At 67.3% G+C, this 25,815-nt stretch carries 21 protein-coding genes; 7 read left to right on the top strand and 14 right to left on the bottom strand.

Annotated features, from left to right (window positions below):
• Window positions 1-22 precede the first annotated feature (22 nt).
• Together BLT73_RS14125 and kynU are read left to right on the top strand one after the other, a co-directional pair.
• Window positions 23-847 (top strand): tryptophan 2,3-dioxygenase, encoded by an 825-nt coding sequence (locus BLT73_RS14125; RefSeq protein WP_090524895.1) that lies wholly within the window; start codon window positions 23-25, stop codon window positions 845-847.
• Window positions 844-2,043, top strand: a complete 1,200-nt coding sequence (gene kynU, locus BLT73_RS14120; protein ID WP_090524893.1) for a kynureninase — start codon at window positions 844-846, stop codon at window positions 2,041-2,043. Before BLT73_RS14125 ends, kynU begins: the two co-directional genes overlap by 4 nt.
• Window positions 2,044-2,298: 255 nt before the next feature.
• Here the strand turns inward: kynU and BLT73_RS14115 are convergent, their stop codons facing one another.
• From BLT73_RS14115 to bglB, 7 genes are read right to left on the bottom strand one after another with little or no spacing between them, the layout of a single operon-like run.
• On the bottom strand, window positions 2,299-3,276 hold the full coding sequence (locus BLT73_RS14115) for an ABC transporter ATP-binding protein (RefSeq protein WP_090524891.1): 978 nt from the start codon (window positions 3,274-3,276) through the stop codon (window positions 2,299-2,301).
• Window positions 3,276-4,325 carry a carbohydrate ABC transporter permease gene (locus BLT73_RS14110; protein WP_090524889.1) on the bottom strand — a complete coding sequence of 350 codons (1,050 nt, stop codon included), beginning with the start codon at window positions 4,323-4,325 and terminating at the stop codon, window positions 3,276-3,278. The genes BLT73_RS14115 and BLT73_RS14110 overlap by 1 nt, the downstream gene beginning before the upstream one ends.
• Entirely contained in the window at window positions 4,325-5,323 is a 999-nt protein-coding gene (locus tag BLT73_RS14105) for a carbohydrate ABC transporter permease (RefSeq protein ID WP_090524886.1), read from the bottom strand. The genes BLT73_RS14110 and BLT73_RS14105 overlap by 1 nt, the downstream gene beginning before the upstream one ends.
• A complete protein-coding gene (locus tag BLT73_RS14100) occupies window positions 5,320-6,594 on the bottom strand; it encodes an ABC transporter substrate-binding protein (RefSeq protein ID WP_090524884.1) in 1,275 nt (424 codons plus the stop codon). Before BLT73_RS14100 ends, BLT73_RS14105 begins: the two co-directional genes overlap by 4 nt.
• A 37-nt stretch (window positions 6,595-6,631) precedes the next feature.
• Complete coding sequence (locus tag BLT73_RS14095; protein WP_090524882.1) at window positions 6,632-9,067, bottom strand: hypothetical protein; 2,436 nt, start codon at window positions 9,065-9,067, stop codon at window positions 6,632-6,634.
• Window positions 9,064-9,903: a 5-dehydro-4-deoxy-D-glucuronate isomerase gene (gene kduI / locus BLT73_RS14090; RefSeq protein WP_218132550.1), complete on the bottom strand. Its 840-nt coding sequence runs from the start codon at window positions 9,901-9,903 to the stop codon at window positions 9,064-9,066. The genes BLT73_RS14095 and kduI overlap by 4 nt, the downstream gene beginning before the upstream one ends.
• Window positions 9,900-10,982 carry a beta-galactosidase BglB gene (gene bglB, locus BLT73_RS14085; protein WP_090524880.1) on the bottom strand — a complete coding sequence of 361 codons (1,083 nt, stop codon included), beginning with the start codon at window positions 10,980-10,982 and terminating at the stop codon, window positions 9,900-9,902. The genes kduI and bglB overlap by 4 nt, the downstream gene beginning before the upstream one ends.
• Window positions 10,983-11,045: 63 nt before the next feature.
• On the opposite strand from bglB, the gene BLT73_RS14080 reads away from it, so the two are divergent.
• Window positions 11,046-12,083 carry a LacI family DNA-binding transcriptional regulator gene (locus BLT73_RS14080; RefSeq protein ID WP_090524878.1) on the top strand — a complete coding sequence of 346 codons (1,038 nt, stop codon included), beginning with the start codon at window positions 11,046-11,048 and terminating at the stop codon, window positions 12,081-12,083.
• A 170-nt stretch (window positions 12,084-12,253) separates the two neighbouring features.
• Window positions 12,254-13,657 carry an L-serine ammonia-lyase gene (locus tag BLT73_RS14075; RefSeq protein ID WP_090524876.1) on the top strand — a complete coding sequence of 468 codons (1,404 nt, stop codon included), beginning with the start codon at window positions 12,254-12,256 and terminating at the stop codon, window positions 13,655-13,657.
• Between the two features lie 21 nt (window positions 13,658-13,678).
• Here BLT73_RS14075 and BLT73_RS14070 read toward each other — a convergent pair whose 3' ends face one another.
• The 7 genes from BLT73_RS14070 to BLT73_RS14040 form a co-directional block, all read right to left on the bottom strand.
• On the bottom strand, window positions 13,679-14,845 hold the full coding sequence (locus BLT73_RS14070; RefSeq protein WP_090524874.1) for an iron-containing alcohol dehydrogenase: 1,167 nt from the start codon (window positions 14,843-14,845) through the stop codon (window positions 13,679-13,681).
• The gene (locus tag BLT73_RS14065; protein ID WP_090524872.1) at window positions 14,842-16,230 is read right to left on the bottom strand and encodes an aldehyde dehydrogenase family protein; all 1,389 of its coding nucleotides are present in this window, start codon (window positions 16,228-16,230) and stop codon (window positions 14,842-14,844) included. Before BLT73_RS14065 ends, BLT73_RS14070 begins: the two co-directional genes overlap by 4 nt.
• 17 nt (window positions 16,231-16,247) lie before the next feature.
• Window positions 16,248-17,609 carry a glutamine synthetase family protein gene (locus tag BLT73_RS14060; RefSeq protein WP_090524870.1) on the bottom strand — a complete coding sequence of 454 codons (1,362 nt, stop codon included), beginning with the start codon at window positions 17,607-17,609 and terminating at the stop codon, window positions 16,248-16,250.
• 56 nt (window positions 17,610-17,665) lie between these two features.
• Complete coding sequence (locus tag BLT73_RS14055; RefSeq protein ID WP_218132552.1) at window positions 17,666-18,706, bottom strand: twin-arginine translocation signal domain-containing protein; 1,041 nt, start codon at window positions 18,704-18,706, stop codon at window positions 17,666-17,668.
• A gap of 97 nt (window positions 18,707-18,803) precedes the next feature.
• Window positions 18,804-20,141: a TRAP transporter large permease gene (locus BLT73_RS14050; protein WP_090524867.1), complete on the bottom strand. Its 1,338-nt coding sequence runs from the start codon at window positions 20,139-20,141 to the stop codon at window positions 18,804-18,806.
• Window positions 20,138-20,650: a TRAP transporter small permease subunit gene (locus BLT73_RS14045; protein ID WP_090524865.1), complete on the bottom strand. Its 513-nt coding sequence runs from the start codon at window positions 20,648-20,650 to the stop codon at window positions 20,138-20,140. Before BLT73_RS14045 ends, BLT73_RS14050 begins: the two co-directional genes overlap by 4 nt.
• A 19-nt stretch (window positions 20,651-20,669) precedes the next feature.
• Window positions 20,670-21,428 (bottom strand): DeoR/GlpR family DNA-binding transcription regulator, encoded by a 759-nt coding sequence (locus tag BLT73_RS14040; protein ID WP_090524863.1) that lies wholly within the window; start codon window positions 21,426-21,428, stop codon window positions 20,670-20,672.
• 160 nt (window positions 21,429-21,588) lie between these two features.
• Here BLT73_RS14040 and BLT73_RS14035 point away from each other — a divergent pair, with 160 nt between their 5' ends.
• Genes BLT73_RS14035 through BLT73_RS14025 form a run of 3 tightly spaced genes read left to right on the top strand, consistent with a single transcriptional unit; the run spans window position 21,589 to window position 25,620 of the window.
• Window positions 21,589-22,986: an NAD(P)/FAD-dependent oxidoreductase gene (locus tag BLT73_RS14035; RefSeq protein WP_090524861.1), complete on the top strand. Its 1,398-nt coding sequence runs from the start codon at window positions 21,589-21,591 to the stop codon at window positions 22,984-22,986.
• On the top strand, window positions 22,976-24,190 hold the full coding sequence (locus tag BLT73_RS14030) for an FAD-dependent oxidoreductase (protein ID WP_090524859.1): 1,215 nt from the start codon (window positions 22,976-22,978) through the stop codon (window positions 24,188-24,190). The genes BLT73_RS14035 and BLT73_RS14030 overlap by 11 nt, the downstream gene beginning before the upstream one ends.
• A complete protein-coding gene (locus BLT73_RS14025; protein WP_090524857.1) occupies window positions 24,187-25,620 on the top strand; it encodes an FGGY family carbohydrate kinase in 1,434 nt (477 codons plus the stop codon). Before BLT73_RS14030 ends, BLT73_RS14025 begins: the two co-directional genes overlap by 4 nt.
• Window positions 25,621-25,815: the final 195 nt, after the last annotated feature.

Raw genomic sequence — 25,815 nt, 5'->3', positions numbered from 1 at the left:
AACCGGCAAGCGGGAGCGGAGCATGACCGACGCCTATGACCCGTCCGGCGAGGGGGCGAAAATGTCCTTCCGCCAGGACATGAGCTATATCGATTATCTGGCGCTCGACCAGATCCTGGGCGCGCAGCACCGGCTGTCGGACGCCCATGACGAGATGCTGTTCATCATCCAGCACCAGACCTCCGAATTGTGGATGCGGCTGGCGCTGTTCGAGCTGTCCGCGGCGCGCGAGACGCTGCAACAGGGCGAGTTCGACCCGGTTTTCAAGATGCTGACCCGCGTGGCGCGGATCTTCGAGCAGTTGAACGGCGCATGGGACGTGCTGCGCACCATGACGCCCAGCGAATACAGCGCGCTCCGCGACGATCTGGGCGCGTCATCGGGCTTTCAGTCGCATCAGTACCGGCTGATCGAATTCATCCTCGGCAATCGCAACCGGGCGATGATGAAGGTCCATGAACACCGCCCCGAATTGCTGGCCATGCTGGAGGCGGAGCTGGCCGCGCCGTCGCTCTACCGCGTCGCGCTCGACCGGCTGGCCGAGCAGACCGGCATGGCGTTCGATCTGCCCGCCGAGACGCCGCATGTCAGCGACCCGGCGGTGCTGGCGGCCTGGGCCGAGGTCTACCGCAACCCGTCGCGCCACTGGACGCTTTACGAACTGGCCGAGAAGCTGGTCGATCTGGAGGATTATTTCCGCCGCTGGCGCTTCAACCACGTCACCACGGTCGAACGCATCATCGGCTTCAAGCGCGGCACTGGCGGCACGAGCGGCGTGCCCTATCTGCGCCGCATGCTGGACGTGGTGCTGTTCCCCGAGCTTTGGGATGTGAGAGGTGAGTTATGAGCGCGAATGCGACCCTGCCCCGCAAGGATCTGTTCGATCTGCCCGAGGGGGTGATCTATCTGGATGGCAATTCGCTGGGGCCGTTGCCCCGCGCCGTACCTGCGCATCTGGCCGAAGTGGTTACCGCCCAGTGGGGAGGGCATCTCATCAAGGGCTGGAACGAGGATGACTGGATGGGCCAGCCGGGCCGGGTCGGCGATCTGGTGGCCCGGCTGATCGGCGCGCCGCCCGGTTCGGTGATGATGGGCGACACGCTGTCGATCAAGGTCTATCAGGCGCTGTCAGCCGCGCTCGCCATGCGGCCGGACCGGCGCGTCGTTCTGTCGGATAACGGCAATTTCCCAACCGATCTGTATATCGCGGACGGGCTCTTGCGGCATCTGGATCGCGGGCATGAGTTGCGCGTGGTCGATCCCGAGGCGGTCGAGGGCGCGATCACCGAGGAGGTGGCGGCGGTGATGATCACCCAGGTCGATTACCGCAGCGGCCGGATGCACGAGATGGAGCGGATCACCAAGGCCGCCCATCGCGCCGGCGCGGTGATGATCTGGGATCTGGCCCACAGCGCCGGTGCGGTGCCGGTGGATCTGGCCGGATCGGGCTGCGAATTCGCGGTCGGTTGCACCTATAAATATCTGAACGGCGGCCCCGGCGCGCCGGCCTTCATCTATATCCGCCCCGATCTGGCGGGCGAGGCGCAGCCTGCGCTTGCCGGATGGATGGGCCATGACGCGCCCTTCGCCTTCGATCTCGACTACCGCCCCGCGCCGGGGATCGAGCGGATGCGGGTCGGCACGCCGCCGGTCCTGCAGATGTCGGCGCTCGAAGCCGCCATGTCGGTCTGGGAGGGCATTGACATGGCCGATCTGCGCGCGGCGTCGGTGGCGCTGTCGGAGCGGTTCATCGCGGGGGTGGAGGCCGCCTGCCCCGATCTGCGCCTCGCCAGCCCCCGCGATCCGTCCTCGCGCGGCAGCCAGGTGTCGTTTGCCTTCGACCACGGCTATGCGGCCATGCAGGCGCTGATCGCGCGCGGGGTGATCGGAGATTTCCGCGCCCCCGACATCATGCGGTTCGGGTTCACGCCGCTCTATCTCGATGCGGATGATATCGACCGGGCGGTCGGGGTTCTGGCGGAAGTGATGGACAAGCGGCTTTGGGATCATCCGGAATACCGGCGGGCCAATCGGGTGACCTGAGGAGACAGAGCGAACCGCAGCGATAAGTTCGTTGCGGATGCCTGCTCGCCCAGTATCCCGAACAGAGGGCCAGCGGACGACCGCGGGTGTCCGCTGCTGGCGCCCGAGTTCAGCGCCTTTATCGCGCAGCCACGTCGAACGATTTTTCCGCGCGGACCGGCGACGAAGCGGACGCCCGTGCGGGCGGTCGTCCGCTGGCCCGGCGGGGCTTGCGCCCCTTGTTCCGGGCCGGGGGTGAAGGAGGAAACCTGTGGACTATTGGCGCAAGCCGTCCTCGCCGAAATAATGCGCGTCGGCCTCGTCATATTGCAGCGACAGCACATCGCCGCGCTCGGGCGTTACCTGACCCGGCACCATCGCCAGCAGGGTGTGGCCGTCCTCGCTGCGGCCATGAATCAGGGTTTCGGCGCCCAGATTCTCGGCCATGTCCACCGTCACCGGCAGCCCGCCCTCTCCCAGCCGCAGATGCTGGGGGCGGATGCCCATTGTGCGGCCATCCGGCCGCGGCAGGAAATTCATCTTCGGCGCGCCGATGAAGCCCGCCACGAAGCGGTTGGCGGGCGCGTTGAACAGGTTCAGCGGCGTGTCCACCTGCTCGACCACGCCGCCGCGCAGCACCACGATGCGGTCGGCCAGCGTCATCGCCTCGATCTGGTCATGGGTCACATAGATCATCGTCTTGCCAAGCCGCCCATGCAGCGCCGCCAGTTCCGCCCGCATCGTGCCGCGCAGTTCCGCGTCCAGGTTGGACAGCGGCTCGTCCAGCAGAAACGCGGTGGGTTCACGCACGATCGCCCGCCCGATCGCCACGCGCTGACGCTGCCCGCCCGAAAGCTGGCCCGGCCGCCGATCCAGCAGCGGGTCGATTTCCAGAAGCCGCGCCGCCTCCTCGATCCGGCTCGCGATCTCGGCCCTGGGCATCCGGGTATTTTCCAGCCCGAAGGCCATGTTCTGGCGCACCGACATATGCGGGTAGAGCGCATAGGACTGAAACACCATCGCCAGCCCGCGATCCGCCGCCGAACGCCGCGTCACATCCTGACCGTCGATCAGGATGCGCCCCGATGTCGGCTGATCGAGGCCCGAGATCAGCCGCAGCAGGGTGGATTTCCCGCAGCCCGAGGGTCCGACGAACACGGTCAGCTCTCCTTCGGGGATGTTCAGCGACACATCCTTGATGACATCGACCGCACCGAAGGATTTGTGGATGTTCTCAAGCTCGATCGCGCCCATTATTTCAGCCCCGTTCCGGCGATGCCCGCCGTGATGAATCGTTGCAGGAAGACGAAGACCAGCACCACCGGGATCATCGCCACGACAGTCATGGCAAGGATGTAGTGCCATTGCACGTTCAGCTCTCCGGCATAGGTGTTCAGCCCGATCTGCAACGTGTAAAGTTCCTTGCGCGAAAGCACGACAAGCGGCCACAGGAAATCGTTCCACCGCCACACCACCGAGAAGATTGCCAGCACCGCAAGCGCGGGCGCCGCCAGCGGCAGCACGATCCGCCAGTAGATCTGCCATTCGGAGGCGTGATCCATCCTCGCGGCATCCAAGAGCTCGTCCGGTATGGTCAGCATGTATTGGCGCAGCAGGAACACCCCCGTGGGCGTGGCCACGGTGGGCAGGATCACCCCCCAGAGATTGTTCATCAGCCCCGTCGCCGCGACCACCGAATAAAGCGGCACGAGGATCACCGACAGGGGCACCATCAGCGTGGCGATGATCAGCAGCATCACCGCATTGCGGCCGCGGAATTCGTATTTCGACAGCGCGAAGGCGGCCATGGAGTTGGTCAGAAGCGTGATGATCGTCGCCATCACCGTGACAAAGACCGAGTTGCGCAGGAACAGGAAGAAATCGAAGCGCATGAAGGGCTCGGTATAGTTCTCGGTGGCGAAATCCACCTCGCGCACCGGGTCGCGATCGGCGATGTTGACCCGCGCGGGCTCCGCCCCCGGATCGTCGGGATCGACCATCTGGGCCACGATCCCCACCCGGCGCAGCTCGGCCATGGTCCTGACCGTGCCATCCGCCAGCGTGACGGTATAGAGCGGCTTCTGCTCGCCCTCGACCTCCACGGTCTGCTGGGCGAAGGGCAGCAGCGTCGGCGGAAACTCTGCCAGGGCGGCCGGGGTCTTGAAGCTGGACAGGACCAGCCAGACCGCCGGGCCGAACATCAGGATCGTGCCGCCGATCAGCCAGACCCAGGTGGCGATATCGGTCCAGTGCCAGCCGCGCCCGTCCCCGGTCCGGCCGCGCTTCGCGACAAGCCAGCGCATCAGCGATCCCCCCCGGCCCGCCTGCTGAGCCAGAGCTGGCACAGCGTCAGCACCACCAGCACGAGCGCCATCAGGATCGAGGCCGCCGCCGCCAGCCCCGGATTGCGCAGCAGGTTCGCGAAGCCGCTTTCATAGATATATTGCGTCATGAACATCGTCGATGTGCCCGGCCCGCCGCCGGTCAGCACATATGCCTCATCGAAGATCTGCACCGCGCGGATCAGCGCCAGCACCAGCACCACCAGAAGGTTGGGCATCAGGAGCGGCAGGGTGATGCGGTAGAACACCCGGAAGGGCGGCGTGCCGTCCATCTCGGCCGCCTCATAAAGGTCGCGCGGAATGGCCTGAAGCCCGGCCAGCAGGATCAGCGTATAGAACCCCATATGCGCCCAGACACTGACGCCCACCGCCGCGAAAAACGCCCAGAACCGGTCGGTCAGCCAGTTCACCGGCTCCAGCCCCATCTCGAACATGGCGAGATTGGCGAGGCCCTGGCGCTGCAAAATCCACCGCCAGATCAGGCCCACGACGACCGGGCTGAGCAGCACCGGAAAGAAGAACACCGCCCGCCAGAAGGCCTTGGCTGGAATGGCGCGATTGAGGATCAGCGCGGTGATCATCGCCACCAGCGTCATCACCCCGACCTGGAAGATGACGAAGCGCGCCGTGTTCCACACCGCGATCCAGAACATGTCGTCGCGGCAGCTTCGCGGCTCCAGGTAATTCTCGCAATCCATCAGCCGGGCGTAATGTTCGCCCCCGACATAGGGGCGGTCGGCCAGGAAGAACTCCACCCCGCCCGTGGTCGAATAAAGCGCGTTCATCCCCAGCGGGATCAGCACGAAGATCGAGAAGATCGCCATGTTCGGCAACAGGAACAGGGCGATCATGCCGCCCTGCCCGGTCATGCGCTGCCAGGCGCGCAGCGGCACATCCGCCGCCCGCGCCAGCCAGCGAAGGGGCGCCGTCAGGTAATGCGTCGCCCCGCCATTGCTCATTCGCCGGCTTCCGCCGCCGCGACCTGCTCGGCCACGTCGCTGTCGATGCGCTCGAACGCCTCATCGACCGACATTTCGCCGGCCATGGCCTGGCTGATCCGGTTGACCATCCCGCCGTAAAGCGCATTGGCATAGCGCCAGGCCGGGATCTCGTTCGCGGACGGGATGATCTCGCCCGAGGCCTCGACGAACTTGTCGAGTGCCGCCTTGGCCTGCGGATCGTCGGTCTGGAAATCCAGCCCGCCCGCCTCGACCACGCCTTTATGGGCGGGCAGGAATAGCGTGCGTTCCGAGAACTCCTTGACGATGTCCTGACGGGCCAGGAAATCCATCACCTTGCCGACATCTTCCGGGTTCTGGGTGTTCTTGTTGGCGACGAGTGCCGCCCCGCCCGGCAGACCCGAACAACCCGCATCGCCGCAGGGCGAGCCGATGGCCACCCAGTCGAACCCGTCCCCGATCTTGGTGGACAGGTTCGCCACCTGCCACGAGCCGGAATAGAGCATGGCGATATTGGCGTTGATGAACTCATCCGCGCCGGAACGGTAGGTGGTGCCGGCGGCGCTGACCCAGACATCGCGCATATGCTGGCCGGTTTCGGTCCAGTCCACCAGCTTGGTGATGAAGCCCTTCGCGGCATCATCCAGCGGCGCGGGCTTGCCGTCCTCTCCCTTCAGCACCGCGCCGGAGGACAGGATCGGCCCGGTGATGCGGTGGCCCGAGCGGTCGATCACGAAGGCAGCCTGAAGCTGCTGGCTTTCCTGCACCTCGGTCGCGGCGGCGACCCAGTCATCCCATGTCGCGCCCTCGCCCGGCATCTCGACGCCCGCCTGCTCGAACAGCGTCGCATTGGCAAAGCCGCCGACCAGGGTGAGCTGGGTCATGAAGCCGGGGATGATGTCGCTGTCGTCGGGCCGCATCCAGTCGAACTGATCTCCGAAATTCTCGCGCCAGTAGTCCGGGTCTTCGACATAGGGGGTCAGGTCCAGCCAGTGCTCCGCCTGTTCCTTCAGGTTGGTCACCCGCGCGATATCCGGCCCCTCGCCCGCGGCAAGCTGGATCGGAAGCTGTTCCATGATGACCTGATAGGCCACATTGTCCAGCGTCACGGTGATGTCCGGGTTCTCCTCCATGAAGCGGTTCAGCAGGTCCTGCATGACCTCGCCCTCCACCCCGTCGGAATACCACATCATGCGGACCTCGCCCGCCTGCGCGGATGCCGCGAGCGCAAGGGCCGATGCGGCGACCGTCATCGTCACTGTTCTGTTCATTTCGTAGTCTCCTCCCTAAATTCCCAGCCTCTTCGGGCTAGATCACGTGCTGGCGTCGCCCCGTCAGGGTCCACTCCGCCGGGTCGAGCCTGCGTCCCTCGGCCTCCACGACGCCGTCAGGATGAAAGCTCACACGACCGTAATCCGGGTCCATGACGACAATGCTGCCATCCGGCCCGGCAATCAATGACAGAGCGCCGAATTTCGCCTCAAGCTGGTCGAGATCGCCGATCCCGTCAACGACGCGCAGCAGCCAGGTTCCCTCGCGCCCGGCCAGCCGCAGCTCGTTTCCGGCGCTCGGCCCCTGCGTCACCTGCGACAGAGGCCCGGAGGCGGCCAGCATCAGCCCCGCCCCGTCCAGCACGGCCATCGCGCTTGCATCCGTCACCCGCGACGCATCGAAGACCGAGCCCGGAAACCAGGCATGGGTCAGATCCGGCTGCGGCGGCACGCCGGAGAAGGTCACGACGGCCAGCCCGCGATATTGCTGGACCCGCGGCACGCTGGCCGAACCGCCCCAATAGGACGGGCGGCCATAGCCGGACTGGATCAGCTCTCCGGGCTGATTGATCCAGATCTGCGCCTGCGGGTCGGACCCGATCCGGGCATGGATGAGGGTTTCCTGATAACCCCAGTCGAACCAACGATAAGTTGCCGCCGAACCCATCGCGGTCCAGCGCGTCTTCCAGTGATAGAGATGCGCGAAACGCCCCGCACCCTGGGTGAAGCACCATTCCTGCCCGTCATCGCGATCCCACAGCGCGCGGGTCCTCAGATCCGGAATTTTCAGCCCGTGATCGCGCAGGCACAGCGCCAGTTGCGGCAGGCAGTGAAACCGCGCGCCAAAACTGCCCGCCCCCCAGAGCATCCGCGCGATGGCCGATAATTCCAGCGTCGCCCCGGCCCGCAGCGTGTGCTCATAGCTGCGCCCCTGCGCGGCGGTCAGCACCCCCTGATGGGCGCTGTTGGCGACGATCTCGACCAGCCGGGCGATGGCGCGGCCCGCCCGGTCGCGGATATCGGCATCCGGGGCAAGTGCAAATAGCGCGCATAACCCTTTCAGATCTATCGGGAAATAGGGCGCGCTGTTGAACTCCGCCATCTCGCAGGCCTCGAAGTGATCGAGCCAGGCCCGCACCCGCGCCGCCCCGGCCTGCGACTGCGCGCGCCCGTCGCGGCCCGACCGGCGGAACACCGCATCGGGCAGCAGATCGCCCGCCAGATAGGCGGCGGTGTGGAACAGCAGCGCGTGGTTTTCGCTGAAATACCACTGCACATCGTTGCCCGGCTCGTCCATCCAGTAGCGGTAAGCCAGGATCGTGTCGTCGATCCGCGCCACCGTCTCCGCCGCCAGCCGGTCGGCAAAGCGGATCCGGCACCACAGCAGCGGCACGAGCGCGAAATCGGCGCAGTCCCAGCAATCCGCGATGGCCGGCAGGGCGCGCAGGATCATATCGTCCGCGCTCCGCCCGGTGGCCAGCCGGGCGAGCGCGCAGACCGTGTCGGGCTCGGCCTTTTCCGCGACCGCGTCGAGCGCCTCGGCAATCCGCCCCGCCGACGTTTCGGGGGCCGGGCCGGTCGGGTGAGAGATTTCGACGCCCAGGCTGCGCGTCGCGGCAAAGCCTTCGCGCGTGGCGGTCACGCGGAAATGGCGGAAATCGGCCGGAAACTCCTGCGCCTGTCCCAGCACCAGGCGGGTCTGACCGGCGGCGAGCGGATAATGCCGCTCCATCCGCTCATGCGACATGAAATCGCCTTCGATCACCACATCGGCCGCGCCATCCGCGCCAAGGCTCGCGGGCAGCGTGATCGCCACCTCGCCGCCGTGATAGGCGGGCCGGTCGAAATGCATCTGCTCCAGCAGGGTTTCCACGGCGCGCACGGTCGTCTCGGGTGCCTCGAAAGGCAGACCGGCCGCAGCATCCGGGCCGGAAATATAGTCCAGCCGGATCAGGAAACGGGTGTCGCGCTCGGCCAGATCGTCGAAGAATACCGTGATCTCGTTGCGGCCCCGGACCAGTTCCACCTCGAACTCGGCGCTGCTCGTCCAGTTGCGCAGATAGGGGGCGGTCCAGCCCGCCTCGGTGCCGTTGACGAACAGCACCGCACCGCCACAGGTGGTCAGTCGCAGCCGTGCGGGTCCGGCCGCATCGGCGTCGATGCAGCTTCCGGCCCAGGCAGAGAGCCGCGTCGGGCGGAACCAGAACCCCGACAGATCCAGCATGTCCTGTCCGAAGGGCAGCACATTCGCCGCCCAGTCCGGCGCGCCCCGGACATCGGGCCGCGTCGCGCGATGGCGGGCGGCGAATTCCGTCCGGCAGGGATATTCATGCGGGATGAAGTTGCGGTCCTTGGTTAGGAAGAAGAACGGATCCATCTCGCCCTCGAGCGGCGCATCGGGCAGATCGAACCGCGCCTCGGTGATGGCCGAGACCTGCCAGTAGCGCAGCGCGTCGCCGGGGTTCAGCGTCATCTGAGGCTGCTCACCGGGACGGGCGTGACATCCTCATAGGCCTGGTTCTCGCCGGTCATGCCCCATACAAAGCAATAAGGCCCGGTGCCCGCGCCCATATGGATCGACCAGGCGGGCGACAGCACGATATCGCCGTCCTGCACGACCAGGTGCCGCGTGTTGTCGGGCCGGCCCATGAAGTGAAACACCCGGTCCTCGGGGGCGAGGTCGAAATAGCCGTAGGCCTCCATCCGGCGCTCGTGCAGATGCGGGGGCTGGGTGTTCCAGACCTGGCCCTGCGGCACATCCGTGATCCCCATCAGCAGCAGGCAGGACGGGCCGACCTCTGGGTGGATATACATGCGGAGTTGGCGGAAATTGCCGCGATCGCAGTCTCCGAACTCCACCATCTTGGCCTCGGCGCGGGGGATGGCGCGGCTGGGGTGATCGGCCCCGGCCGGCACGGAGTTCAGATAGAACCGCGCGGGCGCCGCCGGATCGTCGCTGCCAAGCCGCAGCGTGCCGGTGCCGCGCCCGACATACAGACAGTCGCGCCCGGCAAGCGCGTGGCGCGTCCCGTCAATTTCGGCCCAGCCCGCGCCGCCCAGATTGGCGATCCCCGCCTCTCGCGCATCAAAGAAACCCGGCGTGCCGACCTCGCCTCCACCGGCGATCTCGCACGGCGCGTCCTCGGGCACCGCACCGCCCACGATCATCCGGTCGAGATGAGTATAGGCCATGCGCAATTCGCCCGGCGCGAACAGCCCCTCGACCATGAATTCGGCCCGCAGCCGGTCGGTGGTCATATGGTCGATTTCGCCCGGCCCCGCGCCGTAGCGGATCTGCATGTCCATCATTCTGTCTCCTTCAATGCCTCGACAAGCGCCAGCATGGCCAGCGATTGCCCGTATCCGGTCGGCTGGATCGGAATGTCGCGGTAGAATTGCAGGTCATGGCCCATCCGCGTGCCATAGCTGACCCCGCCGACCACCCCGTCCGGCCCGATCCGGTCCAGCACATAGCCAAGCGCCCGCAGCCCCGCCTCTCTCGCGCGCGGACACAGCAGACCCAGCCGCGCGCCCTTCAGCAGCCCGTAGGCGAAGCCGGCCGTGGCGCTGGTTTCGGGATAGCTGGACGGATCGTCCAGCAGGGTCCGCCACGCCCCCGCCGGCGTCTGCAACGGCAGCAGCGCCGCCACCTGATCGCGCAGCAGGTCGCGCAGATAGACCGCGGCGGCATCAGGAATCTCGGCCAGGTCGAACAGGTCCAGCAGGCAGGCGGTGATCCAGGCATTGCCCCGCCCCCACCGCGCGCGGGCGAAGTTGTGCCGCCCCTCGAAGGTCCAGCCGTGAAACCACAACCCGGTGTCGCGATCGGCCAGGAACTGCGCATGGACAAGGAACTGCCGGACCGCCTCATCCACCAGGTCGCGCCGCCCCGCCGCCTGCCCGTAAGAGGCCAGGAACAGCGCCACCATGAACAGCGTGTCGTCCCACAGCTCGCCCGCATTCACCTTGTCGGACACGTCGTGCTGGATGCCGCCGAACGGCGTGCGCGGGGCCTCGTGCATGATCCGGCCGGCCCAGTCCGCCAGCAGCGCGCCGTGGCGTGGATCGCGCCCCTCGCGCCAGATCAGCGACAGCGCCAGCATGGGTGCCGTGGTGTTGACATTCAGCGGCGGCAGGCCACGCTCCATCGCCCGCTCATACCAGCCGGTCAGCGTGGCGCCGAGCGCCGCGTCCTGCCCCCGCGCCAGCCAGAGCTGCGCCAGCCCGTAAAGCCCCACCCCCTGCGGCCATTCCCAGCCATCGAAGCTGATGTAATCGCCAGGCGTGCCGTCGAGGTTGGGCTCGACGAACCCGCCATCATGGCGCAGGCTTTCAAACCCGGACACCAGCCGGGTCAGGGATTTCTCGATGCGGTTGCGGTCCAGCATGTCAGCAGAGTTCCAGCCGGCATGGCGATTGCACAATCTGAAAATTTCTTGCACACCACTTGCATGAGACCCGATGGCAAGCGCGCGCAGATCTCCCGCCGGGTGCGGTTGAAAGACGTGGCCGAACGCTGCGGCGTCTCGACCGCCACCGTGTCGCGGGCGCTGTCGGGGCGCGGCTATGTCGAGGCATCGCTGGCGCGGCGGATCCACGACATGGCGCTGCGGCTGAATTACCCGTTGCCGTCATCTCAGGCCGGGCGGCGGGTGCTGCTGGCGGCGTCGGGCGCGGCGCTGCTGGATTTCGCCCGCAGCCAGTTCACCCTGCATGTGCTGGAAGGCATCTCCGCGCGCTGCCGGACGCTGGGGCTGGAGGTGGAGACGCGCCATGTCTCCACCGTCGCGGATGAGGCCGCTCTTCTGGAAGAGGCCGCAGACGACGCCATCGCGGGGGTGCTGATGCTGACCATCGACGATGGCGGGATGCTGGCGCTGGCGCGCAATTTCCGCAAGCCGGTGGTGCTGGTCAATGGCGACGACGCGGATATGCGCCTGTCCTCGGTGGCGCCCTGCAACCGCTCTGCCGCGGCATTGGCGACGCAGCATCTGCGGGCCCTGGGACACCAGCGGATCGCGTTTCTGACCTGCCCCGGACGGCGCACCATCGCCCGACGGCAGGAGGGCTGGCGCGACGCGATGGGCGCAGCCGCCGATCCATCGCTGGTGATCGAGGTCGATGACTGGCGCAGCGATCTCGCGGCCGAGGCGCTGAGCCGGCGGCTGGCGACCGGGATGGCCTTCACGGCGATCCTGGCCAGCGGCGATGCGCTCGCCATCGGCGCCTACCGGGCGTTGAACGCCGCCGGGCGGCGCATTCCGGGCGATGTCTCGGTCATCTCCATCGACGGGCTGCCGCAGACGCAGCTTCTCGACCCGCCGATGAGCGTCATGGCGATCCCGATGCAAGCGCTCGGCGCGACGGCGCTGGATCTTCTGTGCGAACTGGCCGCCAATCCCGCCGCCCCGCGCCGACGGGTCGAACTGGCCTGCGAGTTGCTGCGCCGCAGATCGGACGGCCCGGCCCCCGAAGGCCTGGCCGGATGAGGGGTATTTTCACCGATGCGTTTTGCCCTGCGCACGTCTAAGCTGCGCGGCAAGGAGGCAATGCTGCACATGACAATACGACCGACCGCCCTGATCCTCGGCACCGCGCCCGGCGCCTCACCGCAGGATTCGCATCGGCGAGATCGCAACCTCACACGGATGGGCGGCTGATGTTTCTCTCTGTCCTCGACATCTTCAAGATCGGCGTCGGCCCGTCCTCCTCGCACACGATGGGACCGATGGTGGCGGCGGCGCGGTTCCTCGACGATCTGCGCGGCGGGGTCGAGAAATTCCCCGGCGCGGGGGACCTGGCCGGGCTGTCGGCCAGCCTGCACGGCTCGCTGGCCTTCACCGGCAAGGGGCATGCCACCGACAGGGCGGTGATCCTGGGTCTGTGCGGCCTGCGCCCCGAGACGCTGGACCCCGACGCGGCCGAGACCATCGAGGCGCAGGTGCGGCGCGACCGGATCGTGCAACCCGAGGGTCTGGGAGAGTTGCGCTTCGACCCGGAAAGCGATCTGGTGTTCGATTACGGCCCGCCGCTGCCCGGCCATCCGAACGGGCTGATCCTGAAAGCGCATGACCGCGACGGCAAGCTCTATCACCGGCAGACCTATTACTCGGTCGGCGGCGGCTTCGTGCTGACCGAAGCCGAGATGGAGGCCGATGCCGCGCGCAAGGGCGATGCGCCCGCCAGCCGCAGCGACGTGCCATTCGCCTTCGACAACGCCGAAGAGATGCTGCGCATGGGAAGGGCGGCGGGCAAGACCATCGCGGAGATGAAGCGCAGCAACGAGACCGCCATTTACGGCGCGGCTCTGCGCGAGCGGCTGGACGGGATCTGGTCGGCGATGGATGGCTGCATCGAGCGCGGGCTGGTGCAGGAGGGGATCCTTCCAGGCGGCTTGCAGGTCCGGCGCCGGGCCAAGGCGCTGCACCGGCAATTGCTGGACGAGCGCGGCAACAATATCAACCAGCCGCATCAGGTGAATGACTGGATCAGCCTCTATGCGCTGGCGGTGAACGAGGAGAACGCGGCGGGCGGGCGCGTCGTGACCTCGCCCACCAATGGTGCTGCGGGTATCGTGCCGGCGGTCGGGCGCTACTATGTCGATCACTGCGTGGGCGCCAGCCGCGAGAAGCTGCATGACTACCTGCTGGTGGCGGCGGCGATCGGCGGGCTGATCAAGCACAATGCCTCGATCTCGGGCGCTGAGGTGGGCTGTCAGGGCGAGGTCGGCTCGGCCTCCGCCATGGCCGCGGCGGGGCTGTGCGCGGTGCTGGGCGGCAGCAACGAGCAGGTGGAAAACGCCGCCGAGATCGCGCTGGAACATCATCTGGGCATGACCTGCGATCCCGCCGCCGGGCTGGTTCAGGTGCCCTGTATCGAACGCAACGCGATGGGCGCGATCAAGGCGGTGTCGGCCGCGAGCCTGGCCTTGCGCGGCGACGGCGCGCATTTCATGCCGCTCGACAACTGCATCACGGTGATGCGCGAGACCGGGCAGGAGATGAACGACAAATACAAGGAAACCTCGCGCGGCGGCATCGCGGTGAACTATCCCGGCTGCTGAACCGCGCGCCCGCGGCGGCGCTCAGCCCGCCGGTCGCGCGTCCTCCATGCAGGTCTCATACAGCGCGCGGGTGTTCTCGCGCGTCATCTCGACCGGGTTGCCGCCACAGGAGGGATCTTCCAGCGCCATCGCGGTCAACTCGTCCAGCCGGTCGGTTGCGACACCGAGTGCGGCGAGGCTGGGCGGGATGGCCAGCTCCGCGCGCAGCTCCAGCACCCGGTCGCGGAACCCGTCGAACCCGCCGCCGATGCCCAGGTAATCGGCGGCGCGGTCCAGACGGTCGGCGATTGCGGGCCGGTTGAAATCCAGCACCATCGGCATGACGACTGCATTGGTGGTGCCGTGATGCGTGCCGTAGACCGCGCCGACCGGATGGCTGAGGCTGTGGATCGCGCCCAGCCCTTTCTGGAAGGCGACGGCGCCCATCGCCGCCGCGCTCATCATATGGGCGCGGGCCTCCAGATCCTCCGGCTCGGCATAGGCGCGGGGCAGGTTCTCATTCACCAGCCGCAGCCCTTCCAGTGCGATGCCCTGGCTCATCGGGTGGTAATGCGGGCTGCAATAGGCCTCCAGGCAATGGGCGAAGGCATCCATGCCGGTCCCCGCGGTGATGGCGCGGGGCATGCCGACGGTCAGTTCCGGGTCGCAGATGGTGACGGCGGGCAGCAGCCTGGGATGGAAGATGATCTTCTTCTTGTGGGTCGCGCTGTTGGTCAGCACGCCCGCACGCCCGACCTCCGAGCCGGTTCCGGCGGTAGTCGGGACGGCGATGATCGGCGCGATGGCATCGGCATCGGCGCGGGTCCACCAGTCGCCGATATCCTCCAGATCCCAGACCGGGATGGACTGGCCATGCATCAGCGCGATCATCTTGCCCAGATCGAGCGCCGAGCCGCCGCCGAAACAGATCACCCCGTCATGCCCGCCGGCGCGATAGGCGGCGATGCCCGCCGCCATGTTGCGTTCATCGGGGTTCGGATCGACCTCCGCAAAGACGGCGCGGCCCAGTCCGGCGTCCTCCAGCAGATCGAGCGCCTGCGCGGTGATCGGCAGCGCGGCCAGGGCGCGGTCGGTGACCAGCAGCGGCTTTCCGATGCCCGCCGCGCGGCAATGCTCGGGGAGCTCCGCGATCCGGCCCGCGCCGAATTTCACCGCGGTCGGATAGGACCAGTTGGCGGTCAGGCTCATGCGGTCACCTTTTTCAGATGGAAGGATTTCGGCCGGGTCACGGCGTGATAGCCAAGCGCCGACAGGCTGGCCCCGCGCCCGGTATCCTTGACCCCGGTCCAGCACAAGGCCGGGTCGAGATAGTCGCAGCGATTCATGAACACGGTGCCGGTCTCGAGCCGGTCCCCGATCCGCGCGGCGCGGTCGGGATCGGCGGTCCAGATCGAGGCGGTCAGCCCGTAATCGCTGTCATTCATCAGCCGGATCGCCTCATCGTCATCCGCGACCGGCATGATGCCCACGACCGGCCCGAAGCTCTCCTCGCGCATCACGGCCATCTCGTGGGTGACATCCACCAATATCTGCGGGGCGAGATAGGCGCCGCCGTCATCGGCGGGGAATTCGGCCGGGTCGATCAACGCGCGCGCGCCCTGCGCAATGGCCTGCCGGGTCTGGTCGCGGACGAGGGCCGCTAAGCGGGCATGGGCCATCGGTCCCATCGTGGTGTCATCCTCGGTCGGATCGCCCAGCTTCAAATCTCGCGTCCAGTCCGCAGCCTTCGCGACGAAATCGTCATAGAGGCTCTCGTGCACATAGATCCGCTCGATCCCGCAGCAGCATTGCCCGGAATTGAACATCGCCCCGTCCATCAGCCCGGCCACGGCGGCGTCCAGATCGGCATCCTCGGCCACATAGCCCGGATCCTTGCCGCCCAGCTCCAGCCCGGTGCCGGTAAACCCACCCGCCGCCGCGCGTTCGATCGCGCGCCCGCCCGCGACAGAGCCGGTGAAATTCACGAAGCCGAACTGGCGGTCCGCAATCAGCGTTTCCGTCGTGGCGTGATCGAGGATGAGGTTCTGGAACACATCGGCAGGAACGCCCCCGGCCTGCATCGCTTCTTCCAGCCGCTCACCGGCCAGCAGGGTCTGGCTGGCATGTTTCAGCACCACGGCGTTGCCGGCGATCAGCGCCGGGACGATGGCATTGATCGCGGTCAGGAAAGGATAATTCCACGGCGCGATAACCAGCACCACCCCCACCGGCACGCGGCGCAATTCGCGCCGGACATCGCCGCTATCCTCGACGATCTGCGGGGCCAGCGTGTCCTGCGCGATCCGGGCCATATACTCGGCCCGTTCGCGCACCCCGCCCATTTCGCCGCCGAAACGCACCGGGCGGCCCATCATCCGGGCCAGTTCCGGCACGATCTGGTCGTTCATGGCGATCAGAGCCTCGACACCGGCCATGACCAGATCGCGCCGTTCCGAGAGCGGCCGTGCCGCCCAGTCCGGCTGCGCCTGCCGCGCCCGCGCCACGGCGTCGCGCGCCGCCTCGCGCGAGAGCGGTCTGCGCTCCGCCATCACCTCGCCATCCACCGGCGAGACCAGTCTGATCGTTTCCGCCATCTTTGTGCCCTGCCCCGTCACGACCGTTCGAATCCGCGCGCCACCTCCCAGTCGGAGACGACGCGATCCCGTTCCTCTATCTCCCAAAGCGCGGCGCGGTGGTAGTGGGAGACGACATCCGCGCCGAAGGCGGATTTCAGCATGTCCGAGTCCATCGCCGCCTGCGCGGCCTCGGTCAGGTTGCGCGGGATCTCGGGCGCGTCGGCCGAGGCGTAGAGATCGCCCGCGAACGGGGCCGACAGCTCCATCCCCCTCTCGATCCCGTCGAGACCCGCAGCCAGCAGCGCCGCACAAGCCATGTAGGGGTTCAGATCCGCGCCCCCGATCCGGCATTCGATGCGCACCGACTTGGTGCCATCACCGCAAAGCCGGAACCCGGCGGTGCGGTTATCGACGCTCCACACCGCGCGGGTCGGCGCGAAGGTGCCGGCGACGAAGCGTTTATAGCTGTTGATATTGGGCGCAAGGAACAGGGTCAGCGCATCGGCATGGGCAAGCTGCCCCGCGACATAGGATTTCATCAGCGCCGACATGCCCAGATCGTCGCCCGCGTCGTGGAACGCGTTCGCGCCGTCTTTTGCCAGCGACTGATGCACATGCGAGGACGAGCCGACCTTGTCCTGATGATATTTCGCCATGAAGGTCACGGACCGCCCCGCCGCGCGCGCGATGTCCTTGGCGGCGGTCTTGATGAGGATATGCATGTCCGCCGCATCCATCGCGTCGGAATAGCGCGCGTTGATCTCGTGCTGGCCGCGTTCGGCCTCGCCCTTGCTGGTCTCCACCGGCACGCCCGCCGCATAGAGCCCGTTGCGCAAAGCCCGCATCACCGCCTCGTCGCCCGAGGTTTCGGTCAGCGCATAATCGACATTGAACCGCGCCGTAGGGGTCATGCCGCGATAGCCCGCGTCGAAGAGATCCTTGAAGCTTTCCTCGAACATGAAGAATTCAAGCTCGGTCGCCATCATCGGCTCGAACCCCATGGCGCGGGCGCGTTCGACCTGCCGGGCCAGCACATTGCGCGGCGCGTGCGGCACCCGCTCATGGCTGTGATGATCCAGCAGATCGGCCATGCACAGCGCCGTGCCCGGCGCCCAGGGCAGGCGGCGCAGGGTCGAGAGGTCCGGGCGCATGACGTAGTCGCCGTAACCCTGTTCCCAACTGCTGGCCTTGTATCCCGGCACGGTGAACATCTCGTAATCCGTGGCCAGCAGATAGTTGCAGCAATGGGTCTCGTCATGCGCATCCAGAAAATGCTGCGCATGGAAACGCTTGCCCATCAGCCTTCCCTGCATGTCGATCAGGGCGACGGCCACCGTGTCGATCTCGCCCGCCTTCCAGGCGGTCCGCAATTCGTCCAGGCTCAGATTGGCGGGCATGTCATCCTCCGGTCAGGGGCCGGGCGCGGCGGACCGCGCCCGGCAGGTCTTGGCGATCAGCGATAAGGGTAGCCGGCCTTTTCCATATTGGCGGCGTAATCCTTGAATGCCTGCACCACGCGCCCGGCGCGGTCGCTCGATCCCGCGACCTCGTCCCAGAAGCCCTGCGCGTCGGAGACAACCTGATCCCATTCCTCGTCCGGCAGGCTGGTCAGCTCCATTTTCTCGCCCTCGACCCGCAGACGCGCCTCGCCGCCCCAGTACCAGACGGCGCGGTAGTAATGCGACTGGTCGATGGTCGAGCGGAAGAGCTGTTGCAGATGCGGCGGCACCTTGTTCCAGCTTTCGGTATTGGCGAAATAGCTGCCGAACCATGCGCCGGTGACGGAGTTCGTCAGCGCGTAATTGCAGACATCGGCCCAGCCCACCTCATAGGCCTCGGTAAATCCGCACCACGCCACGCCGTCCAGCTCGCCGGTCTGCATCGCGACCTCGACATTGTCCCAGGGGATCGTCACCGGGATCAGCCCGTAGCGCGACAGGAACCGCCCCGCCGTCGGCACGCCGAAGACGCGCAGGCCGCGCATATCCTCAAGGCTGCGGATCGGCTTGTCGACTGTGAAGATATGCAACGGATCCCACGCGCCCGAAGACAGCCAGGTGACGTTCTCGACCTCGTCATAGGCTTCCTGCCAGATCTCGTTCAGCCCGTAATAATTAAACAGCGACGGCACATCGAGGCTGTAGCGGGTGGCAAACGGGAAATACCCGCCAAAGACCGAGATATCGACGGGCGAGGCCATGGTCGCCTCATCCGACTGCACCGCGTCGATGGTGCCGTTCTGCATGGCGCGGAACAGGTCGGCGGTCGGCACGAGTTGGTCGGCATAGTAGAGCTCGATCTCCATCTCGCCATTGGCGGCGGCGTTGAAGGCGTCGATCTGCGGCTTGATGACATGGGCGCCGAGCGGCGCACCGGAATAGGTCTGGAGCCGCCAGCGGATCGGCCCGCCCTGCGCCAGCACCGCGGGCGCGGCCAGCGTCGATGCGGCCGCGCCGATCCCTGCAGTTTGCAGGAATTTTCGGCGGCTGGACAGGATCCTTTCGGACGGGGTGATCGGTGTCTTGGTCATGTCGTTTCCTCTCTGTTGGGGTTTGGCCCTCTTGGCGGGGCCTCGATTGGGTCGGGGCGCGTCAGCCCCGGACATTCATCTGCTCGGGCAGCCACAGCGCGATGCCGGGGAACATCATCACGAGCGCGATGGTGATCGCCATCATCAGCGCGAAGGGCCAGATCGAACGGTAGATGTCGATCAGCGTGATCTCCTTCGGCGCGAGCGAGCGCATCAGGAACAGGTTATAGCCGAAAGGCGGCGTGATATAGGCAATCTGGCAGGTGATCGTATAGAGCACGCCGAACCAGATCAGCTGGTTGTCGAAGCCCAGATCCAGCATACCCACAAGCGGCACATAAAGCGGCGCGACGATGACCAGCATGGCGGTGTCGTCCAGGAATATCCCCATCAGGATGAACGAAAGCTGCATCATGATGATGACCTGCCACGGCCCCAGATCCCATGTGTTCAGGAACAGGTTCTCGATGGCGCGCACCGCGCCCAGCCCATCGAACACCGCGCCGAAGGCAAGCGCCGCCAGGATCAGCCACAGGAACATGCAGCTCACCGACAGGGTTTTCAGCGAGGTGTCGCGGATCAGCTTCCAGGTGAAGCGCCCCTTGACCATCGCGGCGAGCGTCGCCGCCGTCGCCCCCACCGCCGAGCTTTCGACAAGCGAGGTGTAGCCCATCACGAACAGCCCGGTCATCAGGAAGAAGATGGCAAAGGGAATGATCCCGGCGCGGGCGAGCGCCAGTTTCTCGCGCAGCGGCATGTTCAGCTCGTCCTCCTCCACTACCGGGGCGAGGGACGGGTTCATCCGGGCGCGGACGAGGATATAGACGGTGAACATCGCCGCCATGATCAGCCCCGGCACCAGCCCGGCAAACCACAGCTTCGACACCGGCTGCCGCGCGATCATGCCGAACAGCACCATCACCACCGAGGGCGGGATCAGGATGCCCAGCGACGAGCCGCCCTGCACCACGCCCGAGATCAGCACCTTGTCATATCCCCGGCGCAGCATCTCGGGCAGCGCGATGGTGGCGCCGATGGCCATGCCGGCGACCGACAGCCCGTTCATTGCCGAGATGATGACCATCAGGAACACCGTGCCGATGGCCAGCCCGCCGCGCACCCGGCCGAACCAGACATGCAGCATCTTGTACAGATCTTCCGCGATGCCGGATTCCGACAGGATATAGCCCATATAGATGAACATCGGCAGGGTCAGCATCGCGTACCAGTTGAACAGCTTGAACACCTGGTTGAACGGGAGCTCGATCGCACCCTGCCCATAGAGCAGCAGCGCCGAACCGGCGGCCACGAAGCCGATGGCCGCAAAGACCCGCTGCCCCGAGATCAGCAGCAGGATCATCGAGGCGAACATCAGAAGGGCAATCGCCTCGTAACTCATGCGATCTCTTCTCCGCGCAGCGTGGCCATATGTTTGAACACCAGTGAAAACGCCTGCATCAGCATCAGCACCAGGCAGACCACCATCAGAGCCTTGATCGGAATGACCGAGGGGTTCCACATCGAGAAGCGCCGCTCATCCGTCTCGATGGCGTATTGCAGGCTGGAGATGCCGCCCATCAGCATCACCACCAGATAGAAGATCAGGCACCAGACGGTAATCAGGTCCAGCCGGGCCTGGCCGCGTGCCGAGAGGCTGGCATAGAGCAGGTCCATCCGCACATGGTCGTCGCGCATCAGCGTGAACGGGCCGCCCAGGAAGTAATAGGCGGCGAGGGTGAACTGGGTGAACTCGATGGCCCAATGCACCGGCATGTTGATGACATTGCGCGTCACCGCATCCAGCAGCAGCGTGGCGATCATCACGAAGATCAGCGCCGCGGCCAGCCACCCTGCCCAATCGCTGAGCCGGTCCACGACCCGGACATAGCGGCGAATGATCCCAGGCATTGTCCCTCCTCGGTCTCGGTCAGGTCCAGACCCTGACATTGCGTTCGGCCAGCCGGCTGCGGGTTTCGGACGCGACCCGGTCGTCGGTGATGAGCAGATCGATCCGCTCGCTGCGGCAGACGGTGAAGGCGGCGCGGCGCTCCAGCTTGGAGCTGTCGGCCAGCACGATCAGGTTTTGCGCGTTGCCCAGCATGGCGCGCGCGATCTGCGCCTCGTCATGGCTGGCATCCATGGCCCCGATCTCCGCCGACAGGGCGGCCACGGTCAGCACGCAGTGATCGGCCTGGTAGTGATCGATCTGTGACAGCACTGACGGGCCGACGGTCTGGGCGTTCTCCGCCCTGTAGAGCCCGCCCAGCAGATGCACCGCCATGTCGGCGCGCGCGCGGCTGAGCGTGTCCGCAAGATTGCAGGAATTGGTGATGACGGTCAGGCCGGGGATCTCGGCCAGGGCCGGCGCCGCCGCCAGCGTGGTCGAGCCGGTGTCGATGAACAGCGTCGCACCTGGATCGATCGCGTCGGCCAGGCGCCGCCCGATGCGCAGCTTCTCCTCGCCCGCGGTCGCGGCGCGCACGGTCATGCTCGGCTCGGTCAGCAGCCGGGCGCTGCGCGCGCCGCCGTGGAATTTCATCACCCGACCGGCCTCGGCCAGATGAACCAGGTCGCGCCGGATGGTTTCGGTGGAGACGCGGAAGCGATCGGCCAGCGTCTCGACGCTGACGGAGCCTTCGTGCTGGATGATCGTCTCGATCTGCAAGCGTCTTTCGCGCGGTTTCATGGTCCCACCCTGTCCAGCCAAGCCAACCCGACCGGCTTCGCCCGTGTCAACAAATATTATGCGCGTTTGACCCGGCGCCGGACCTGATCCCACAAATAGGGCAAAATCGTTGCCCGTTCGGTCAATCCTGCTATGATCCCTGCGGGATCTCGGAGAGCGGATGGCAAAGGCAGCCGGATATGATGTCGCGGTGATCGGCGCGGGCGTGGTCGGCTGCGCCATCGCGCGGCGCTTTGCCATAGACGGCGCAAGCGTGGTGATTCTGGAACGCGGGCATGACGTGCTCGACGGTGCCTCGAAGGCGAACAGCGCCATCCTGCATACCGGGTTCGACGCCCCGCCCGGCTCGCTGGAGCTGGACTGTATCCGCGCCGGCCATGCCGAGTATCTGGAGATCCGCGAGCGGCTGAACCTGCCGCTGGATCGCTGCGGTGCGCTCGTGCTGGCCTGGACGGAGGAGCAGACGGCCGCCCTGCCCGCGCTGATGGATCAGGCGCGCCGCAACGGGATCGCGGATATCGACCCGCTGACCGCAGGCGAACTGCGCCGGCTGGAACCGGGGCTTGCCGCCTCGGTGCAAGGCGGGTTCCGGGTGGCCGATGAATCGCTGATCGACCCGTGGTCGGCGGCGCATGCCTATCTCTACCAGGCCATCGCGCACGGCGCGGATCTGCGCTGCCGGGCCGAGGTGGCGGGCGGGCGCCGCCTGGCGGATCACTGGCAGCTCGACACCACCGCCGGGCCCTGCGCGGCCGGCCTGGTCGTCAATGCGGCCGGCCTGTGGGGAGATCACGTCGCCCGGCTGCTGACCGGCGAGAGCTTCTTCGAGATCCGGCCGCGCAAGGGCCAGTTCATCGTCTATGACAAGCCCGCCGCGGCGCTGACGCGGCATATCCTGCTGCCGGTCCCGGGCAAGCGGACCAAGGGCGTCGTGGTCTGCCGCACGATCTACGGCAATCTGCTGGTCGGCCCCACCGCCGAGGAACAGGAGAGCCGCGACGAGGCCGGCCTGGTGCCCGAGACGCTGGAGACGCTGCGGCGCACCGGGCGCAAGATCCTGCCGGGCCTCGCGGAATGCGAGATCACCGCCGCCTATGCCGGGCTGCGCCCTGCGAGCGAGGAGAAATCCTATCGCATCCGCGCCGATCTGTCCGAGGGACTGATCACGGTAGGCGGGATCCGCTCCACCGGGCTGTCGGCCGCGCTCGGCATCGCCACGCATGTGGCGCGGCTTGCCGGGCGCCAGGCCGCCCGCCCGGTGCACTGGCTCCGCATGCCGGTGCTGGATCAGTTCGGCGCGCGGGACTGGCGCGCGCCCGGCAATGACGGCATCGTCTGCCATTGCGAACTGGTCACGCGCCGCGAGATCGAGGCCGCGCTGAGTGCGCCCGCCCCGGCCCATTCGCTGGCCGGGCTGAAGCGGCGGACGCGTGTGACGATGGGGCGCTGCCAGGGGTTCTACTGCACGGCGGAACTGGCGCGGATCACGAAAGGACGCCTCAGCCAGCCAATGAGCCGCCCGGCGGATCGGCGGGGCGGTAACGGCGATGCAGGCTGACGTCGCCATCATCGGCGCGGGCCCGGCCGGTCTGGCGGCCGCGGCAGAGCTGGCGCGGCGCGGCGCGGGGCGCATTGTCGTGCTGGAACGCGAGGCCGAGCCAGGCGGCATCCCGCGCCATTGCGGCCATTCTCCCTACGGCATGCGCGAATTTCGCCGGATCATGGGGGGCGCCGCCTATGCCGCCCGTCTGGCCGCCGCCGCAAACCGGGCCGGGGCCGAGATCCGCTGCCGGACCACCGTCACCGCGATCCGTCCCGGCCCGGAGCTGGAGCTGAGCAGCCCGGACGGCATCGCGCGCCTGTCGGCGGGCGCGGTGCTGCTGGCCACCGGCACCCGCGAATCGAGCCGGGTCCAGCGGATGATAGGCGGACAGAAACCAGGCGGCATCCTGACCACCGGCGCCTTGCAGGGGCTGGTCCACCTGAACCACCAGATCCCGTTTCGCCGCCCCGTGATCCTCGGCAGCGAGCTGGTGTCCTTCTCGGCCCTGCTGACCTGCCGGACGGGCGGGATCCGCCCGGTGATGATGGTCGAACCCGGCCCGCATCTGCGCAGCCGTCGTCTCGCGGCGCTGCTGCCCGGTCTGCTGGGCGTGAAGCTGCGCCTGAACACCGGCATCGCCGCGATCCACGGCGACGGGCAGGTGACCGGGGTGACGCTGGAGCGGGACGGCCGGGGCTGGCATCTCGACGCGGACGGGGTGCTCTTGACCGGAGAGTTCCGGTCGGAGGCGACGCTGCTGGCCGCGGCCGGGATCGCGCGGGATGCCGGCACGACCGGACCGGTGATCGACGCATTCGGGCGGATCGGGATGGACGGGTATTTCGCCGCAGGCAACCTGCTGCGCCCGGTCGAGACGGCCGGTGCGTGCTGGGCCGAGGGCCGCCGCGCCGCGCGGGCAATCGCGGCCCATCTGTCCGGCCGGTTGCCGGATGCGGAACAGGGTGTGCCGCTGACGGTCGAGAGCAACGCCATCCGCTACGCCCTGCCGCAGATGCTGATGCCGGAGGGACCCGGTCGGCATGACCGCATCCAGATCCGCTTCGCCCATCCCAGCTATGGCGTGCTGGAGCTGGTTCAGGACGAGGCGGTGCTGGTCAGCCGCCATGTCAGCGCGCGGCCGGATCAGCGCATCATGCTGCCGCTGCCCGAGCGGATGGGAAGCGATCCGGTGCGGCTGCGCTTCCGGGCCAGGACATGAAGATCCTCGCCATCGATCAGGGCACGACCTCGACGCGCGCGCTTCTGCACGGAGACGACGGGGTGCTGCGCCCGGTCATGCAGCGCGCGCATCTCCAGATCCGGCCCGCCCCCGGCCATGTCGAGCATGACCCGGAGGAGATCCTGGGCCATATCGCCGCCGCGATCGACTCCTCCGGCGCGGATCTGGTCGGGATCGCCAATCAGGGCGAAAGCTGCCTGGCCTGGGATGCGCAGGACGGGCGGGCGATCAGCCCTGTCATCGTCTGGCAGGACGACCGGACCGCCGGGATCACCGACGCGCTGCGCCGGGCGGGTGCGGGTCCGGAGGTTCAGGAGCGCGCCGGGCTGCCGCTGGACCCGTATTTCTCGGCCTCCAAGCTGGGATGGATCATGGCTCATGTTCCGCGCGCGGCCGAGCTGCATCGGATGGGCCGGCTACGACTGGGGACGACGGATGCGTTCTTTCGCGACCGGCTGACCGGGCGGCATGAGACCGACATCGCCACCGCCTCGCGCACATCGCTGATGGACCTCTCGCAAGGGTGCTGGGACGAGACGCTGTGCGAGATCTTCGGGGTGCCCGTCAACGCCCTGCCCCGGATCACCGAAAATGCCGGCGATCTGGGACGGATCGGTGACGGGCCGATCCTGGCGGCCAGCATCGTCGATCAGCAGGCGGCGCTTTACGGGCATGGCTGCCGCAGCCCCGGCATGGCCAAGCTGACGCTGGGCACCGGCGCCTTCGTGCAATGCCTGACCGGCGAATTGCTGCGGCCCGCGCGGCCCGGCCCGCTGCCGACCGTGGCCTGGCAGCTTCCGGGAGAGGCCGTCAGCCATGCGCTTGACGGGGCGGTCTATGCCGCCGCCGCGGCGGTGGACTGGGCAAGATCGCTGGGTCTGTTCGCCGAATATGACCAGATCGCGCGCTTTGCCGGCGAGGCTGCGATTGATCGCGGGCTGGTGTTTCTGCCCGCCCTGTCCGGGCTGGCCTGCCCGCACTGGGATCGCAGGGCGCGCGGCGCCTGGATCGGGCTGGGGCTGGAGCACGGTCCGGCCGACATGATGCAGGCGGTGCTGGAAGGGATCGCGCTGCGCGTCGCCGAGGCGGTGCAGGCGATGGCGGAATTGCAGCCGATCGCCGGTCTGTCCGTCGATGGCGGCATGGCGCGGAACGACTACCTTCTGGGCTTCCTCGCGGGATTGCTGGGCCAGCCGGTGCGGCGCGCGGCCGAAGTGGAAAGCACCGCGCTCGGGCTGGTCCATATGGCGATGGCGGGACAGGGCATGTCGCCGCCCCAGCCGGTCGCAGCGGATCCGATCCCATCCCCGCCCCACGACGCAGAGCGCGCGGCGCGGCGCATGGCGCAGTTTGGGCAGGTCCGCGAAGCGCTGTCCGCCCTGGCCCGCAGCCGGCCGGACGAAAGCTGAACCGTCGCGCAGCCGCATCGCCGTCGGGCTGAAACCGGCCGGAGCTTGGACGATTCGGACCGCGCGGACCGCGTTTCTCTGCCCGGCGGTTATGTTTCCGGCAAGCGCGGCAGACGGGCTGCGGCCAGCCCATGCTGGCCAGGGACGATCCCCGCAGCCTTCCCCCGCGCGCGACAATCACCTGTTTCCAAAAGA

It is taken from the genome of Paracoccus isoporae (assembly GCF_900101865.1).
Lineage (GTDB): Bacteria > Pseudomonadota > Alphaproteobacteria > Rhodobacterales > Rhodobacteraceae > Paracoccus > Paracoccus isoporae.
This window is presented reverse-complemented; position numbering and strand designations above follow the sequence as displayed.